Raw genomic sequence first — 14,028 nt, forward strand, 5'->3', positions numbered from 1 at the left:
TCAATTTTGCATGCCGGTTCACACGTCGGGGACGATTAAGAGAACCGGAAAAAGCCGTTTGGCAACAGTGATTTGATCGTAGAAGGGTCGTGGCGTGACGGGGCGAATGAAAGACGGAGACGGCTTTGCGAAGCGACCGAGAAAAATGGCGCCAGCGGCGAATCGCGATAGCCTCGCGCTTCGGATCGGTCGCACCGCCGAACTTGAAGTATCACACTAAAGATGACATATAGGGGAGCGGAGCCGGCTCGTGAGGATTTACAGAAATGCTTGGTTTGGGCGTTTCGCGCGCAAGGAACGGATTGCCGACGCCGCCCTGCTCGATGCGGTGCGCCGCGCCGAGCGCGGGCAGATCGATGCCGATCTCGGCGGCGGCGTCATCAAGCAGCGCGTCGCGCGAGCGGGCCAGGGACGATCTGGCGGCTACCGCACGATCGTCCTCTACCGGCGCGGTCAACGGTCGTTCTTCGTCTTCGGCTTCGCGAAGAGCGGCCGCGACAATATCGCGGATGACGAGGAGGAGCAGTTCAGGCGTATGGCGGGGCATGTCCTCGCCCTGTCGGACGCGCATCTGGCGGCTTTGGTCGAGGCAGGACAGTTCGTGGAGATAGAAGGCTATGACGACGAAGAAATATAGGAGCGAGGCGTTCGCGGCGATCCACGAGACGATGGAGGCGCTGCACGAGGTTGGCGCGGTCGACAAGCAAACCATGCGCGAGTTCGACGAGGCGTGCCTGACGCCGGTGCGTCCGCTGCAACCTATCGAGATTCGCGCCATCCGCAAGCGCGAGCACCTGTCGCAGCCGGTGTTCGCCCGCTACCTCAATGTGAGCAAGAACCTCGTCTCGGATTGGGAGCGCGGGGTCAAGAAGCCGAGCGGCGCCGCGCTGCGGCTGCTGACGGTCGTGCAGGAAAAGGGCCTCCAGGCCATCGCGTGACGCACGAACCCTCCAGCGATCCCTATGCGTCCCCGGCCGGTTGTGTCGGCTCACTGCTTTCCGCCTCGACGTCGTCGGGGATTTCCTTGAGGAAGCTCTCGCCGGCCTGCACGCGACGGGCGAGCGTGTCGATGAAGCCTTCGTAGCGTTCGCGGCCCTTGGCCTGGGCGCTTGCATGTGCCTCGGGATCGAGCCAAGGCGTGATCGCGAGCCAGAAGCGGACATAGAGCGCGAGGGTCTCGGCAGTCACGCCGACATTGCGCTCGAGCCGCAGGAGCTGGCGCGACATGCGGTCAAGGCGGCGTGTAAAGGCAGCCTCGCGCTGGTCGGCGCCATCGGGCGACAGGAAGGAGGCGACCGCCGCCTCGACGATCGAGGAGCGCGAGACACGCTTGCGAACGGCGAGATCGTCGATCTGCCTGAGCATGGCCGGCGGAAAATATACGTTCATCCTGCTGCGCATCGTAGCCTTCCTACAAGTCCATGCTGTCGTTCGGGTTCATCGAGACCTGCCGCGCGACGCCGCGCATCTGGCGGCGCAGCGCCTGGTTCTGGGCCTGCCGCAGCCGCTCCTCGGCATTGTCCTCTACGATCGTGAACTCGCGCTCGGGCTTGCGATCGTCGGTGTCGTGGACGATCTCGACATGCTGCGGCAACTCGGGCTCGCGGCGCAGGCCGGCATTGGCGCGGTCCTGTTCGTTCTTCTCGACCTCGGCCAGGAGCGTGGCGTCGGGCTGCTGCGGCTTCAGCGCCGACCAGCCATCGGCATTGGAGACAAGCTGCTCGGTCGTGGGGTCTGGCGGGGGGAGCACGCGTTCGGCAAATCGGGCGTCCGCATAATACCGGGCCTTCTTCGCGCGGATCGGCGGCGAGCCTGCGACCATCACGATCTCGTCGTCGGGCGGAAGCTGCATGATCTCGCCGGGGGTGAGGAGTTGGCGAGCGGTCTCCGAGCGCGACACCATCAGATGCCCGAGCCAGGGCGCGAGCCGATGACCGGCATAGTTCTGCATGGCCTTCAGCTCGGTCGCGGTGCCGAGCGCATCGGACACGCGCTTGGCCGTGCGCTCGTCGTTCGTGGCGAAGCTGACCCTGACGTGGCAGTTGTCGAGGATCGAATTGTTGTCGCCATACGCCTTGGTGATCTGGTTGAGGCTCTGGGCGATCAAGAACGATTTGATGCCGTAGCCCGCCATGAAGGCGAGCGCGCTCTCGAAGAAATCCAACCTCCCCAAAGCCGGGAACTCGTCGAGCATCATGAGCACGCGATGGCGCCGGTCCTTCGCGTTCAGCTCCTCGGTGAGCCTGCGCCCGATTTGGTTGAGCACCAGCCTGATGAGCGGCTTGGTCCGCGAGATGTCGGAAGGCGGCACGACGAGGTAGAGGCTGGCGGGTTTCTCGCCGGAGATGAAATCCGCGATGCGCCAGTCGCAGCGGCGCGTGACATGCGCGACGACGGGATCGCGATAGAGGCCGAGGAAGCTCATGGCGGTGGAGAGCACGCCCGACCGCTCGTTGTCGGATTTGTTGAGCAGCTCGCGCGCGGCGGAAGCGACGACGGGATGCGGACCCTTCTCGCCCAGATGCGTCGTGGTCATCATCGCCTTCAGCGTCGTCTCGACCGGGCGGCGCGGATCGGAGAGGAAACCGGCAACGCCGGCGAGGGTCTTGTCCGGTTCCGCGTAGAGGACGTGCAGGATCGCGCCGACCAGAAGCGAGTGCGAGGTCTTCTCCCAGTGGTTGCGCTTTTCGAGCGAGCCTTCGGGATCGACCAGGACGTCGGCGACGTTCTGCACATCGCGCACCTCCCACTCGCCTTTCCTCACTTCGAGCAGCGGATTGTAGGCGGCCGAGTTCGCATTGGTCGGATCGAACAGCAGCGCCCGCCCATATTGTGCCCGGAAGCCTGCGGTCAGCTGCCAGTTCTCGCCCTTGATGTCGTGGATGATGGCAGAGCTAGGCCAGGTGAGCAGCGAGGGCACGACGAGGCCGACGCCCTTCCCAGATCGCGTGGGCGCGAAGCACAGAACATGCTCCGGGCCATCGTGCCGAAGATAGTCGCGGTCGAGCTTTCCGAGCACCACGCCATCCGGGCCGAGCAGCCCCGCCGCTTCGATCTCCTTGCGCTCGGCCCACCGCGCCGAGCCGTAGGTGTCGAGATCGTTCGCCTCGCGGGCACGCATCACCGACATGGTGATGGCGACGGCGATCGACAGGATACCGCCTGAGGCCGCGATGATGCCGCCCTCCCAGAAGATCCGGGGCGCGTATGCCTCGAACGAGAACCACCACCAGAACAGCGACGGCGGCAGATAGACCGGCCAGCCAGCCAGCTCGAACCAAGGGAGCCCGAGCTGGGGCTGGAAGCCGAGCCGCCACGCCACCCATTGCGTGCCGCCCCATACGGATGTCAGCACGATCACGAAGACGATGGTGATCTGGCCCCAGAGGATCTTCGTTTGCGTCATGGCGAGGTTCCTTTCGTCAGATGCCGAGGTCGCGCTTGCGCCCGAGGCTCCAGTCGATACCGCCGCCAGCCCTCGCGACGCCGGAGATGTGCTGGCCGAGCTTTCTCTCGATCTCGCGCGACCAGGGGACGAGCTGGAAGCCGAGGCCCCCGTCGGGAGTGAGGCCCTCGATCATGGCGAAGCGGCCCGACGAGAGCGTGAGCTGGCGGCGATAGACGCCGGCGACATGCTCACCGGCCTGGGCGGGAGAGTGCGGCAGGCCGGTCTCGGAGGCGAGCTGTTCGCCTAGAGTAGACATAGTTCTCATCATCACCTGCCACGGCGCGCCAAATACCGCCGATTACCCTCCACAATACGCTCCAGCCGCCGAAACTACGCCTGTAAAAGGGAAGAGAGGATAGCCTGTATATCGGAATGCGTAGAAAAGGCGGCGTTTGGCGGTAAAAAAGTTCGAATCGCTTACCGTCGATTAGTCGCCTTGATCCTTCGCAGTAGCCACTTGTGCGGCTGTGAATGGCAGCTGTGCCCCTGATGTCAGCGACCTAACGAAATTCAATAGGGGAGCGCTAAAGCGCGCATTGATAGCCTGGACTCGGTCGGGATCTTACCGAGTTTGGGAACATGCACATCGACAGCATCAGCTTGTTCCTGCGATCTCGTAGGTCCATACCCTAAACCCCTTCAGGACGTGTGGTCCGAAGGAATTGACGAGCGGTATGTCGGCTGCGTCGCGGCCGCGCGCCACCACGATTCTGCCGATCCGAGGGACGTTGTTGCGCGGATCGAAGGTGTGCCATTCGCCATCGAGGAACACTTCCATCCAGGCGCTGAAATCCATGGGATCGACAACCGGCACACCAATGTCGCCGAGATGGCCGTTGACATAGCGAGCGGGGATGTTGAGGCATCGGCAGAACGTGACCGCAAGATGCGCGAAATCGCGACAAACGCCAACGCGCTCATGGAACGCCTCGAACGCCGTCCGCGTAGATCGAGCCTGCATGTAGTCGAAGCGGATGTGGTTGTGGACGAAATCGCAGATCGCCTGCACCCGGCTCCAACCGGGCGGCATCTTGCCGAACAGGTCCCAAGCGGTCTGGCTGAGACGGTCGGTTTCGCAGTAGCGGCTGCCCATGAGGTAGACGAGGCAATCGTCCGGCAAGTCCGGCACCGGCAGTTCCCGGGCACCCGGCACAATCCCGTCCGGCCTGCCGTCGTCCTCGATCGTGGCATCACCCCACATGGTCAGGTCGCCCGCAGGCGCGACCAGCCGCCGGCATTTGTTGCCGAAGAGATCGCGGTAGGTCGATACGTGCACATCGGGTGTGGTGAACGTCGTCTCCGGCACCCGTATGTCAGCCGCGCGATCCTCGTGCACCGACAGCAGACACACCAGGGCTGTCGGCTGCTGGCAGGTCAGTGTGATCTCATACCCGTAGCGGATCAGCATTGAGTGGTGTCTTTACCGGAAATCGGCAGCGGTCAGCGTATAGGAGGTTTGGCGACGATGCGAGTAGGCCTCGCGGGCGACATCGTGGATCGAACTGCGCGTCGCATCGAAGGTCGAGAGATACATCTCTTCCGACACCTCAGTGCTGCGCAATTCAGCAGGGGACCTGGCGAGCGCTTCCACTTCGACAAAGAACGGCACTTCGAACATGCCGTCGTGCCCGATAAAGCGAATGGCGTTGCGCACTTCGTCGAAGCTGCGGCTGGGGTTCAGGAATTCAAGGGTCATCGTTGATCTGCCCTTGCCGTTTGCAGCAGCAGTGGTACACGCATAAACCCGTTCATGTGCTCCTTGCGTCGCACATCATTCCGACGATTGAGGGAAAGCATCCCGTCGGTTGCGGCCGAGTGGCTAAGGCCGATCATCTCCTGCCCTTCGCGGCTGGCTGGAACGCCGGTGAAGACATGATAGATGGTCCAGGACCGGTCGGCTTCGATCCGGCGGCCATATTGTTCGTCGCCTGGTGCGCGGGCGGATGCACCGCCTTCATTGTCCCAGACGCTGATCGCGCGGTCGTGCCGCTCCCGTTCGATTTCATCTATGTATCGGGTCATGATCGTGGCCTTTCTCTAGTGGTCACGTCGGCATCAATGATGCCGGAAAACAGCGCGTTACCGAATAAGTCGGTGATCGCGATGGCGTCGGGTCGTTGAGGCATGTCGAGCGTCTGTGAAAGCAGGTGCGCAATCTCAATGGCGTTAGCGAGATCGACGGCTTCCACCGCCTCTCGGCCCACGACGGCATGGGCGTCATCTGTCTCCCGCGTGCGGTAAAACTCGATGACAACTTTCATGGCGCCCATTGCGCTTTCAGCCGGAGCAACACTGCCTCAGTGCTTACCTTTGCCTTGAGACGCGTTGGCATTTGCAGCGACCTTGATCTGGTTGCCGAAGGTGCTTTCAGGCTTTGGCGGAGCCTTCTCCTGCTTCGGCTTTCTGATCTCGCGATTGCTTCGTTTCTGGCCTTTAGCCATGTCCGAACGTCCTTTCGATGAGAGTTGCGCCATTACCGGATTGCGACATGTCGACCGGCTCGAGGCTGTCCTGCGTCGTCACTCGCTCATGGCGTTCGTCGTCGTTGCGGATGCGATATTGCAGTGAATCTCCCCGTGCCGGCAGTCTGCCGGTTATGCGGTAGATATCGCCGGGCAAAGCTGGTCTCATGAAACCGCCCTTGAGCCGGACAGCCTGTCCGATCGCGAAGAGATGAGCAGGAGCCTCGTGGCGGGCGGGACGGATCGTGCGTCGGATTGGGTTGGTCGATATCATGATTGTTGGTGATCCTTTTCGAGAGCGGCGTCGAGATCGGCGGGATCGATCGACGCCATCTGATGTGTGTGGCCATCAATGCCGATGGCGGGCAGGTGGATGAAGGCGCCGACACGTCTCCAGGCGAGGCGGGAGGATACCTCCAGCAGTTCCTCATCCTGGTCCACGCGATATTCGCCGGCGGGCTGTGCGGCGTCGAAGCCGGGCAGCATGAAGGGTGCGGAGAACCGGACGATGGTTTGTGTGGTGCGCGTTGTCATGGTCGATACCTCCGCAGGAGCACGCAAACGCGCCTCCTGCATCATTCCCGTTCGAACCGGAACGAATTTCCGTGCTGCCAGTACATCCGTGGTCAGCGGCGCGTTCATTCCAAGGTTCGAACAGAGCGATATGCGCGCCGGGTCGGCGCTTGATGCATTCGCTATCGAGAATTCGGTGGTGAATGGCGGGTCTCTGACACCGCAAAAAGCCAAGTCGGCCAAATCAACGAGTTTTATATATGGGCTGTCCCTACCCGGTAAGCAAGGAGCGGGTCGATATTATTTTATCTGGAATTGAATAATGTCTCTTCCATAATAATAAATCGCATTGAAAAATCAGAAAATACGTATTGAAAACAACAAATATCGCATCGATAGAAGCGACATAAATTTTTCCCAGTTGCGCCTTTTCAAAGAAATACATTTGGCACTCCTATCATTCGAGTGCCAACGGGGTTATGTATCTGAGGGGGCCGCCCTATGCGCCGGCCTCAGAAAGAACCCACATGAAATTCCGGCCTCTCCATGACCGCGTCGTCATTCGACGTGCGGAAGGCGATCTCAAATCCAAAGGCGGGATCATCATTCCCGACACCGCGAAAGAAAAACCTCAGGAAGGCGAGGTCATCGCCGTCGGCCCAGGTTCCCGCGACGAAAGCGGCAAGCTGATCCCGCTCGACGTCAAGCCGGGCGATCTCATCCTGTTCAGCAAATGGTCCGGGACCGAGGTCAAGATCGATCACGAAGACCTTCTGATCATGAAGGAGAGTGACATCATGGGAATCGTTGAGAAGACCGAAGCTGCGAGCAGGAAAAGTGCCTGAGCGGCCAGCTTCCGATCCTGTGATCCTCACAACCGAACTGGACCCGACATCATGTCTGCCAAGGAAATCAGATTCTCTAATGACGCCCGCGACCGCATGCTGCGCGGCGTCGAGCTGCTGAACAACGCCGTCAAGGTGACGCTCGGGCCGAAGGGCCGCAACGTCGTCATCGACAAAGCCTATGGCGCGCCGCGCATCACCAAGGATGGTGTGACCGTCGCCAAGGAGATCGAGCTTTCCGACAAGTTCGAGAACATGGGCGCGCAGATGGTGCGCGAGGTGGCCTCGAAAACCAACGACCTCGCCGGCGACGGAACCACCACCGCGACGGTTCTCGCCGCTTCCATCCTGCGCGAGGGTGCCAAGCTGGTCGCTGCCGGCATGAACCCGATGGACCTGAAGCGCGGCATCGATCTCGGTGTCGCTGCCGTCGTCAGGGAAATCCAGACTCGCGCCAGGAAGGTCAAGTCGTCGGCAGAGGTCGCCCAAGTCGGCACGATCGCGGCTAACGGCGACGCGACCGTGGGCGAGATGATTGCGAGGGCGATGGACAAGGTCGGCAACGAAGGCGTCATCACCGTCGAGGAAGCCAAGACGGCCGAGACTGAGCTCGACGTGGTCGAGGGCATGCAGTTCGATCGCGGCTATCTCTCGCCCTACTTTGTGACCGATCCCGAGAAGATGCGCGTGGAACTGGATGACCCTTACATCCTCATTCATGAGAAGAGGCTTGGCAATCTGCAGGCCATGCTGCCCGTACTGGAAGCAGTGGTGCAAAGCGGAAAGCCGCTGCTGATTATCTCCGAAGACGTCGAGGGCGAGGCGCTCGCCACGCTGGTCGTCAACAAGCTGCGTGGTGGCCTCAAGGTAGCGGCCGTCAAGGCTCCCGGCTTCGGAGACCGCCGCAAAGCCATGCTCGAGGACATCGCGGTGCTGGCCGCCGGCCAGATAATCTCCGAGGATCTCGGCATCAAGCTGGAGAATGTCACGCTCGACATGCTCGGCCGTGCCAAGCGCATCGTGATCGAGAAGGATACCACGACAATCATCGACGGCTCCGGCGACAAGCCAAGCATCGCGGCGCGCATCAGCCAGATCAAGGCGCAGATCGAGGAAACGACTTCCGACTACGACAAGGAGAAGCTGCAGGAGCGGCTGGCCAAACTCGCCGGCGGCGTCGCTGTCATCCGTGTTGGTGGCGTGACTGAGACCGAGGTCAAAGAGAAGAAGGACCGCATAGACGACGCGCTGAATGCCACCCGCGCGGCTGTCGAGGAAGGCATCGTGCCGGGCGGCGGCGTGGCGCTGCTGCGTGCCATAGCGGTGCTTGCCCCTCTGACAGGTGACAACGCCGATATAACCGCAGGCATTTCGATCGTGCGGCGGGCGCTTGAAGCGCCGGTCCGACAGATCGCCGAGAATGCAGGCGTCGAGGGCTCGATCGTGGTCGGCAAGCTCACGGACAGCAAGGACCCCAACCAGGGCTTTGATGCCCAGACCGAAACCTATGTCGACATGATCAAGGCCGGCATCGTCGATCCCGCCAAGGTTGTCAGAACCGCCCTGCAGGACGCCGGCTCGATCGCGGCGCTCCTGATCACCGCCGAGGCGATGATCGCCGACGTCCCAGCGAAGGATTCCACGTTAACGGCCGGCAACGGTGGCATGGGTGGAATGGGATACTGAGAGCAGTGCCTGAACCGTTCGGCCGGCACGGTCGGATGAAGCAATCCTCACCACAATCTGGAAGGAAGACCACCATGGCTACGCAGAGCACAACGAACCCGTCTCTCTCCCGCCGTTGGGAGAACTACCAACCTTCAAAGACCATGCTGGTCTGGGCATGCATCGCCGCGATCATCGCAACGATCGTCGTCGGATTCGCCTGGGGCGGCTGGGTCACCGGCGGCACATCACAGAAGATGGCCGTGACCGCTGGCGACACGGCGCGTGGCGAACTGGCGTCCGCCATATGCGTTGAACGGTTCAACGCAGCGCCGGATGCGGCCGCGAAACTTGCTGAGTTCAAGGCTATATCCGACAGCTACAAGAAACGGCAGTTCGTCGAAGCCGGTGGCTGGGCAACGATGCCGGGCCAGACGACTGCCGACCGGCTTGGAGTCCAGGGCTGTGTCACCGGACTTGGCGCATAATACCCCGCTTAAAGCGCTCAGGCAGGCGCCAGGGCGTTTCCACCCGCCCCAGGAAGGAACGTCAGCAATGATTTCGTTTGTCAAGAAGACAGATATGCAGCCGATAGCCCCGCAGGTCGAAGACAATCGTTTCGAGCAGATCCGCAAGGCGGCTGCCGAACGTCACCGGAAGGCGGACACCGACGGCACACGTCGCCGCGCCCGCCAGAAGGCCGAGGACAACCGGCTCATTTGAGTTGTCGGAATTTTCGGGCTGAGCTCCCCAGTGGCATAACCTTCAACTTCACTCGCACAGCTCCCGATAGACAGAATACTTCCGGTGAGTTCGGCGCGGCAGAGAATCGCTCCATGCACCTTAAAGCAGGTATCCGACAGTGCCGTTCGTCATCGGAGGTGAACCGATGGCCGAAGCCCCGTCAGAAGGCATCTCACCGACTCGGAAGTGGGTGGGGCAGTCGAAAGACTTGTGGAGCGCCGACGCGCGATTGATGGGTGCACATCAGGGACGTTGGGGAAACCCGAGGTCAGCAGCCGGGAAAGCCTGCAAGGCCCGGATGCCGGAGTCCACACGGGGTAGAGTCGGCTCCTACAGCGGACAAGGGGCAGTTGGTGGAACTTGGGAACCCGCCCGCGTTGCCGTCCTTCCGGGGACGGTTGGCCGAAGCGACCGGCGAGCGCGCGAAGCGGGTGCGGAGCCTGCGTAGTGGTCCGAGGGCGGGAAAGCCGTCCACATGGCGAAGGCGGGCAAGCAGGGGATGGACGTCGATTGTCATTGGTGGAATCGGTCCGTAGTTCCGAAGAAACCGGTCCCAATTGTTCGTCGGCATGCATTAACCCCCAGACTGCCGCCTAGCGCTGACGACCGTCTTGGAATTTCAGCGCAGCCCCATCGGAAGCAGTCTGTTTAGCAAAGTGCTGGAGTCATGCCGCAGGAGAGCAAGCCAACCACGCGGTCTCAGCAGCGGGTAGGTCGACAACAGGATCACCGGGATTGAGCTGACGATAGAGGACCAGAACACCGGGCAAGTCGGTGGGCGTCGCAGGACGGATTTCAGGTTTAGTCATGCGTCAGACCCGTTACATGGAGGTCCGGTCAAGTCTACCTCTCCTGCGGCATTCCGTTCGACGAGGGAAGCGGATCGGTGCCCTCACTTAAAATTCCCAGATAGCGCCGGTAGCCGAACACACGACCTCGCTTGCGTCCGGTCACCTCTTCGACGATGCCGAGCCGCTCGAGATCGGCGAGGGCGGCGTTGACAGTCGGCATGGAGAGTCCCGTCTGCTTGACGAGTTGCCCGGCCGCAAGAAACGGATGCTGCTGAAGAAGCTCGTGGACACGCAGCGCCGATCCAGCGCGGTCGCTTTGAGCCGTGATCCGGTCGCGATCTGTCTTGAACAGGTCGACAATACGCGTTGCAGCGTCAAAGGCCTGGTTTGCGGTCTCTGCGACGCCATCGAGGAAGAACTCGAGCCAGGGTTCCCACGCGCCTCGCTCGCGCACCTCCTGCAGGAGGCGATAGTAGTCGGCCCGATGCGTCTTCAGATAGAGGCTGAGATACAGGAGTGGCCGCCGCAGCACTCCATTGACGCACAGGTACAGCGTCACCAGCAGGCGCCCGATACGGCCATTGCCGTCGAGGAATGGGTGGATCGTCTCGAACTGCACATGGAGCAGACCAGCCTTGATGACTGCTGGCAGCCGCGATTGATCCTCGTGCATAAAGGCCTCGAAGGCGGCGAGGCAAGCGTCGAGTTCGGTCACCGGCGGCGGGACGAATAGCGCATTGCCTGGGCGGGTGCCACCGATCCAGTTCTGAGAACGCCGGAACTCGCCGGGGCTCTTCGTACCGCCGCGGCCACTCTCGAGAAGACGGGCATGCATCTCGCAGATAAGCCTAAGTGAGAGCGGCAGTTCCTTCAGCCGCTCCAGACCGTACATCATCGCGTCGACGTAGTTCGAGACTTCGCGGATATCATCGATCGGCTGGCCGAATTGCGCTTCCGTCTCGAACCGGAGGAGGTCCGCGAGGGTCGACTGTGTGCCTTCGATCTGCGAGGAAAGCACCGCCTCCTTGCGCACGTACATGTAGAGGAAGAGCTCCTGGCGCGGCAGGAGGGTCGTGATGCCGTCGAGGCGGCCGAGCGCCCGCTCGGCGAGGCTGAGGTGCGGCAAGAGGGACAGGATGCCGATCGGCGGCTGCGGTGGAAGAGATGGCGGCACGAAGGCGCGGACGATCTCACACCCAACGGGCGTTTCGATGAAGCGGCCAAGGCGCGAATCGGCATTGGGAATATCAGCCATCCAAAGATTATGGACGGCGCGCGTTAATTAAGCAATCAGCTCTTGGATTAATTAGCGTCTGTGCTAAGGTAAGCACGCTTAAACAGCGGAGCAGTATTGATGTTAGGAGCGGTTAGGAAGGCGCACAGGATGGGGCGGAATGTGCAGCTTGCATCGCCGTCTGCCTGCTCAAAGCGGGAACCTGTAGCGCACGATTGTCTCCCCATAAGACAGCTGACCGGCCACGTCGATGCTGCGCCGCACACAAAACGAAATGGCTCCAACTGCTTCCCCCCTGCTTCCCCGCGTTCGCGGATAACGCCGGGGAAGCAGAAAACGCCCTTGAGGGCGTCTGCTAAGTTCTTGTTTCTCTTTGATAAAACTGGAGCGGGCGAAGGGATTCGAACCCTCGACCCCAACCTTGGCAAGGTTGTGCTCTACCCCTGAGCTACGCCCGCTCACTATGTCGCTGCCGACGGCGCGCTTATAGTCTGATCTCGCTGGCAATTGCAACAGGAAAACGACAGGTCGGCGAGACCTTTTTTCAAGGTCGCTTCCGCCTGTGGGAAACCGCGCCTGCGACCTTCTCCCGAAAGCGCTCGGGAACGGCGGGCTTGCAAGTTGGGGGTGCGGTTCGTTACAGCCATTGCGACGACGAACAGTTTGCCGGAGGCCGCCCGCCGTGCCGAAAACGCCTGAAGAATTGCTCGACTTTCTCAAGTCGCTCGGGATCGAGACGAAGACGCGCCGTCATGCGCCGCTTTTTACCGTGGCCGATTCGCAATCCCTGAGAGGGGAGATCGCCGGCGGCCACACGAAGAACCTTTTCCTCAAGGACAAGAAGGATAATTTCTTTCTGGTCACCGTGGACGAGGATGCCACAGTCGATCTCAAGACGATTCATCACAAGATCGGTGCGTCGGGGCGGGTTTCCTTCGGTAAGCCGGAAGCGCTGATGGAACTGCTGGGGGTCGCGCCGGGCTCGGTCACGGTGTTCGGAGCGATCAACGATGTGCAGGGGCGGGTCAAGGTGGTTCTCGATGAGAGCCTGATGGAGAACGACATCATCAACGGGCACCCGCTGACAAACGAGGCGACGACCTCCATCGGGCGGGGAGACCTCCTGTGTTTTCTTTCCGAAACGCACCATGAGCCGCTCGTCTTGAAAGTCGCGGAGTGATCGCCACATTGGTGGCGAAATATGCAAAACTCGGGTCTCTTAAAAAACCAGGCCCCTGGGTATGAGACAAGCCGGCGCGGCAGCCGGGCAAGGAAGGGACGATAATGGCCAGCAACGACAACCCGTATGACAAGTCCGGCGGCTACGATATGGGTGGGGCGCAATACACCACCAATGTCGGTTTCAGCGGGGGGCAGGACGCCGCGCCGAAACCTGCCGGCGGCTTCACCCTGTCGGATGCGCCGGAGCCTGCTGCGGGCGAACTCATCAAGGACACCACGACGGCCGGTTTTGCAGCCGACGTGATCGAAGAGTCGCGGCGCCAGCCGGTGCTCGTCGATTTCTGGGCGCCGTGGTGCGGCCCATGCCGCCAGCTCGGCCCGATCATCGAGAAGGTGGTGCGTGAGGCGCGCGGCAAGGTAAAGCTCGTCAAGATGAACATCGATGAGCACCCGGCCGTGGCCGGCCAGCTTGGCGTGCAGTCCATTCCGGCGGTTTTCGCCTTCAAGGACGGTCGCCCGGTCGATGGCTTCATGGGGGCTCTTCCCGAGAGTCAGGTGAAGGCGTTCATCGACAAGCTGGGTGCCGGTTCGGCGCAAGGAACCGAGATCGAGGATGCGCTTGCCGCCGCTGCGGAGGCTCTTGAAGCCGGCGACCAGCAAATGGCCGCGCAGATTTATTCAGCGGTGCTCCAGCGCGAACCGGAAAATGTCGATGCGCTCGCAGGGCTTGCGGGGCTCCTTTATGAAGCGGGCCAGGAAGAAGAGGCGAGCGAGCTTCTTTCACAGGTCCCTGCGGATAAGGCCAATGCGGCGCCGGTGGCAGCGCTGAAGGCCAAGATGGCGCTTGCCGAGCAGGTTGCAGGGTTGGGCGATGCGGCCGCATTCGAGGCCCGTCTTGCCGCAGATCCGGCCGACCATCAGGCGCGGTTCGATCTTGCGCTTCTGCAGAATGCGAAGGGCGACCGGGCGGGTGCTGCGGAGAACCTGCTTGCCATCGTGCGGGCAGACCGCGACTGGCAGGAGGATGGCGCCCGTGGCCAGCTGATCAAGTTTTTCGAGGCCTGGGGGCCGACGGATCCGGCAACTCTGTCGGCGCGCCGGAAACTCTCTTCCCTCCTGTTCTCGTAAAGCCGCGGCTTATTTG

19 protein-coding genes, 1 tRNA gene and 1 pseudogene are annotated in these 14,028 nt (G+C 61.7%); 9 read left to right on the plus strand and 12 right to left on the minus strand.

Annotated features, from left to right (window positions below; all coding sequences use genetic code 11):
* Positions 1-250 precede the first annotated feature (250 nt).
* Both NA8A_RS20725 and NA8A_RS20730 read left to right on the plus strand, forming a co-directional pair.
* On the plus strand, positions 251-637 hold the full coding sequence (locus NA8A_RS20725) for a type II toxin-antitoxin system RelE/ParE family toxin (RefSeq protein WP_009452367.1): 387 nt from the start codon (positions 251-253) through the stop codon (positions 635-637).
* Positions 618-938: a helix-turn-helix domain-containing protein gene (locus NA8A_RS20730; RefSeq protein WP_009452368.1), complete on the plus strand. Its 321-nt coding sequence runs from the start codon at positions 618-620 to the stop codon at positions 936-938. Before NA8A_RS20725 ends, NA8A_RS20730 begins: the two co-directional genes overlap by 20 nt.
* Positions 939-960: 22 nt before the next feature.
* Here the strand turns inward: NA8A_RS20730 and NA8A_RS20735 are convergent, their stop codons facing one another.
* The 10 genes and pseudogenes from NA8A_RS20735 to NA8A_RS20775 all read right to left on the minus strand — a co-directional run bounded on the left by NA8A_RS20735 (position 961) and on the right by NA8A_RS20775 (position 6,444).
* Positions 961-1,401 (minus strand): hypothetical protein, encoded by a 441-nt coding sequence (locus NA8A_RS20735; RefSeq protein WP_009452369.1) that lies wholly within the window; start codon positions 1,399-1,401, stop codon positions 961-963.
* Positions 1,402-1,411: 10 nt separating this feature from the next.
* The gene (locus tag NA8A_RS20740) at positions 1,412-3,406 is read right to left on the minus strand and encodes a conjugal transfer protein TraG (RefSeq protein WP_009452370.1); all 1,995 of its coding nucleotides are present in this window, start codon (positions 3,404-3,406) and stop codon (positions 1,412-1,414) included.
* Positions 3,407-3,422: 16 nt separating this feature from the next.
* Positions 3,423-3,695, minus strand: a pseudogene (locus tag NA8A_RS20745) (DUF3363 domain-containing protein); the annotation flags it as partial.
* 348 nt (positions 3,696-4,043) lie between these two features.
* Positions 4,044-4,856, minus strand: a complete 813-nt coding sequence (locus tag NA8A_RS20750) for a transglutaminase-like domain-containing protein (protein ID WP_009452372.1) — start codon at positions 4,854-4,856, stop codon at positions 4,044-4,046.
* Between the two features lie 12 nt (positions 4,857-4,868).
* The gene (locus NA8A_RS20755) at positions 4,869-5,144 is read right to left on the minus strand and encodes a DUF1488 family protein (RefSeq protein WP_009452373.1); all 276 of its coding nucleotides are present in this window, start codon (positions 5,142-5,144) and stop codon (positions 4,869-4,871) included.
* Positions 5,141-5,470 (minus strand): hypothetical protein, encoded by a 330-nt coding sequence (locus tag NA8A_RS20760; RefSeq protein WP_009452374.1) that lies wholly within the window; start codon positions 5,468-5,470, stop codon positions 5,141-5,143. Before NA8A_RS20760 ends, NA8A_RS20755 begins: the two co-directional genes overlap by 4 nt.
* Positions 5,467-5,709, minus strand: a complete 243-nt coding sequence (locus tag NA8A_RS20765) for a hypothetical protein (protein ID WP_040673278.1) — start codon at positions 5,707-5,709, stop codon at positions 5,467-5,469. The genes NA8A_RS20760 and NA8A_RS20765 overlap by 4 nt, the downstream gene beginning before the upstream one ends.
* Before the next feature lie 36 nt (positions 5,710-5,745).
* Positions 5,746-5,889 carry a hypothetical protein gene (locus NA8A_RS25320; protein ID WP_009452376.1) on the minus strand — a complete coding sequence of 48 codons (144 nt, stop codon included), beginning with the start codon at positions 5,887-5,889 and terminating at the stop codon, positions 5,746-5,748.
* Entirely contained in the window at positions 5,882-6,184 is a 303-nt protein-coding gene (locus NA8A_RS20770; RefSeq protein WP_009452377.1) for a hypothetical protein, read from the minus strand. The genes NA8A_RS25320 and NA8A_RS20770 overlap by 8 nt, the downstream gene beginning before the upstream one ends.
* On the minus strand, positions 6,181-6,444 hold the full coding sequence (locus tag NA8A_RS20775; protein WP_040673266.1) for a hypothetical protein: 264 nt from the start codon (positions 6,442-6,444) through the stop codon (positions 6,181-6,183). Before NA8A_RS20775 ends, NA8A_RS20770 begins: the two co-directional genes overlap by 4 nt.
* On the opposite strand from NA8A_RS20775, the gene NA8A_RS20780 reads away from it, so the two are divergent.
* From NA8A_RS20780 to NA8A_RS25325, 5 genes are all read left to right on the plus strand, one after another.
* Entirely contained in the window at positions 6,443-6,742 is a 300-nt protein-coding gene (locus NA8A_RS20780) for a hypothetical protein (protein ID WP_040673267.1), read from the plus strand. The genes NA8A_RS20775 and NA8A_RS20780 overlap by 2 nt on opposite strands.
* 208 nt (positions 6,743-6,950) lie before the next feature.
* Entirely contained in the window at positions 6,951-7,268 is a 318-nt protein-coding gene (locus NA8A_RS20785; protein ID WP_009452379.1) for a co-chaperone GroES, read from the plus strand.
* A 51-nt stretch (positions 7,269-7,319) separates the two neighbouring features.
* Positions 7,320-8,954 carry a chaperonin GroEL gene (gene groL / locus NA8A_RS20790; protein WP_009452380.1) on the plus strand — a complete coding sequence of 545 codons (1,635 nt, stop codon included), beginning with the start codon at positions 7,320-7,322 and terminating at the stop codon, positions 8,952-8,954.
* A 74-nt stretch (positions 8,955-9,028) separates the two neighbouring features.
* The gene (locus NA8A_RS20795) at positions 9,029-9,421 is read left to right on the plus strand and encodes a hypothetical protein (RefSeq protein ID WP_040673268.1); all 393 of its coding nucleotides are present in this window, start codon (positions 9,029-9,031) and stop codon (positions 9,419-9,421) included.
* A gap of 67 nt (positions 9,422-9,488) precedes the next feature.
* A complete protein-coding gene (locus NA8A_RS25325; RefSeq protein WP_009452382.1) occupies positions 9,489-9,656 on the plus strand; it encodes a hypothetical protein in 168 nt (55 codons plus the stop codon).
* An 864-nt stretch (positions 9,657-10,520) separates the two neighbouring features.
* Here the strand turns inward: NA8A_RS25325 and NA8A_RS20800 are convergent.
* Both NA8A_RS20800 and NA8A_RS20805 read right to left on the minus strand, forming a co-directional pair.
* Positions 10,521-11,723, minus strand: coding sequence for a Fic family protein (locus NA8A_RS20800; RefSeq protein ID WP_009452383.1), 1,203 nt, complete (start codon positions 11,721-11,723; stop codon positions 10,521-10,523).
* A gap of 362 nt (positions 11,724-12,085) precedes the next feature.
* Positions 12,086-12,160: transfer RNA gene (locus NA8A_RS20805), tRNA-Gly, on the minus strand.
* Between the two features lie 224 nt (positions 12,161-12,384).
* Between NA8A_RS20805 and NA8A_RS20810 the strand changes: the two genes are divergently transcribed.
* Both NA8A_RS20810 and trxA read left to right on the plus strand, forming a co-directional pair.
* Positions 12,385-12,882 (plus strand): prolyl-tRNA synthetase associated domain-containing protein, encoded by a 498-nt coding sequence (locus NA8A_RS20810; protein WP_009452384.1) that lies wholly within the window; start codon positions 12,385-12,387, stop codon positions 12,880-12,882.
* A 104-nt stretch (positions 12,883-12,986) separates the two neighbouring features.
* Complete coding sequence (gene trxA, locus NA8A_RS20815; RefSeq protein WP_009452385.1) at positions 12,987-14,012, plus strand: thioredoxin; 1,026 nt, start codon at positions 12,987-12,989, stop codon at positions 14,010-14,012.
* Positions 14,013-14,028 lie beyond the last annotated feature (16 nt).

Origin of the sequence: Nitratireductor indicus C115 (assembly GCF_000300515.1) — a bacterium.
GTDB lineage: Bacteria > Pseudomonadota > Alphaproteobacteria > Rhizobiales > Rhizobiaceae > Nitratireductor > Nitratireductor indicus.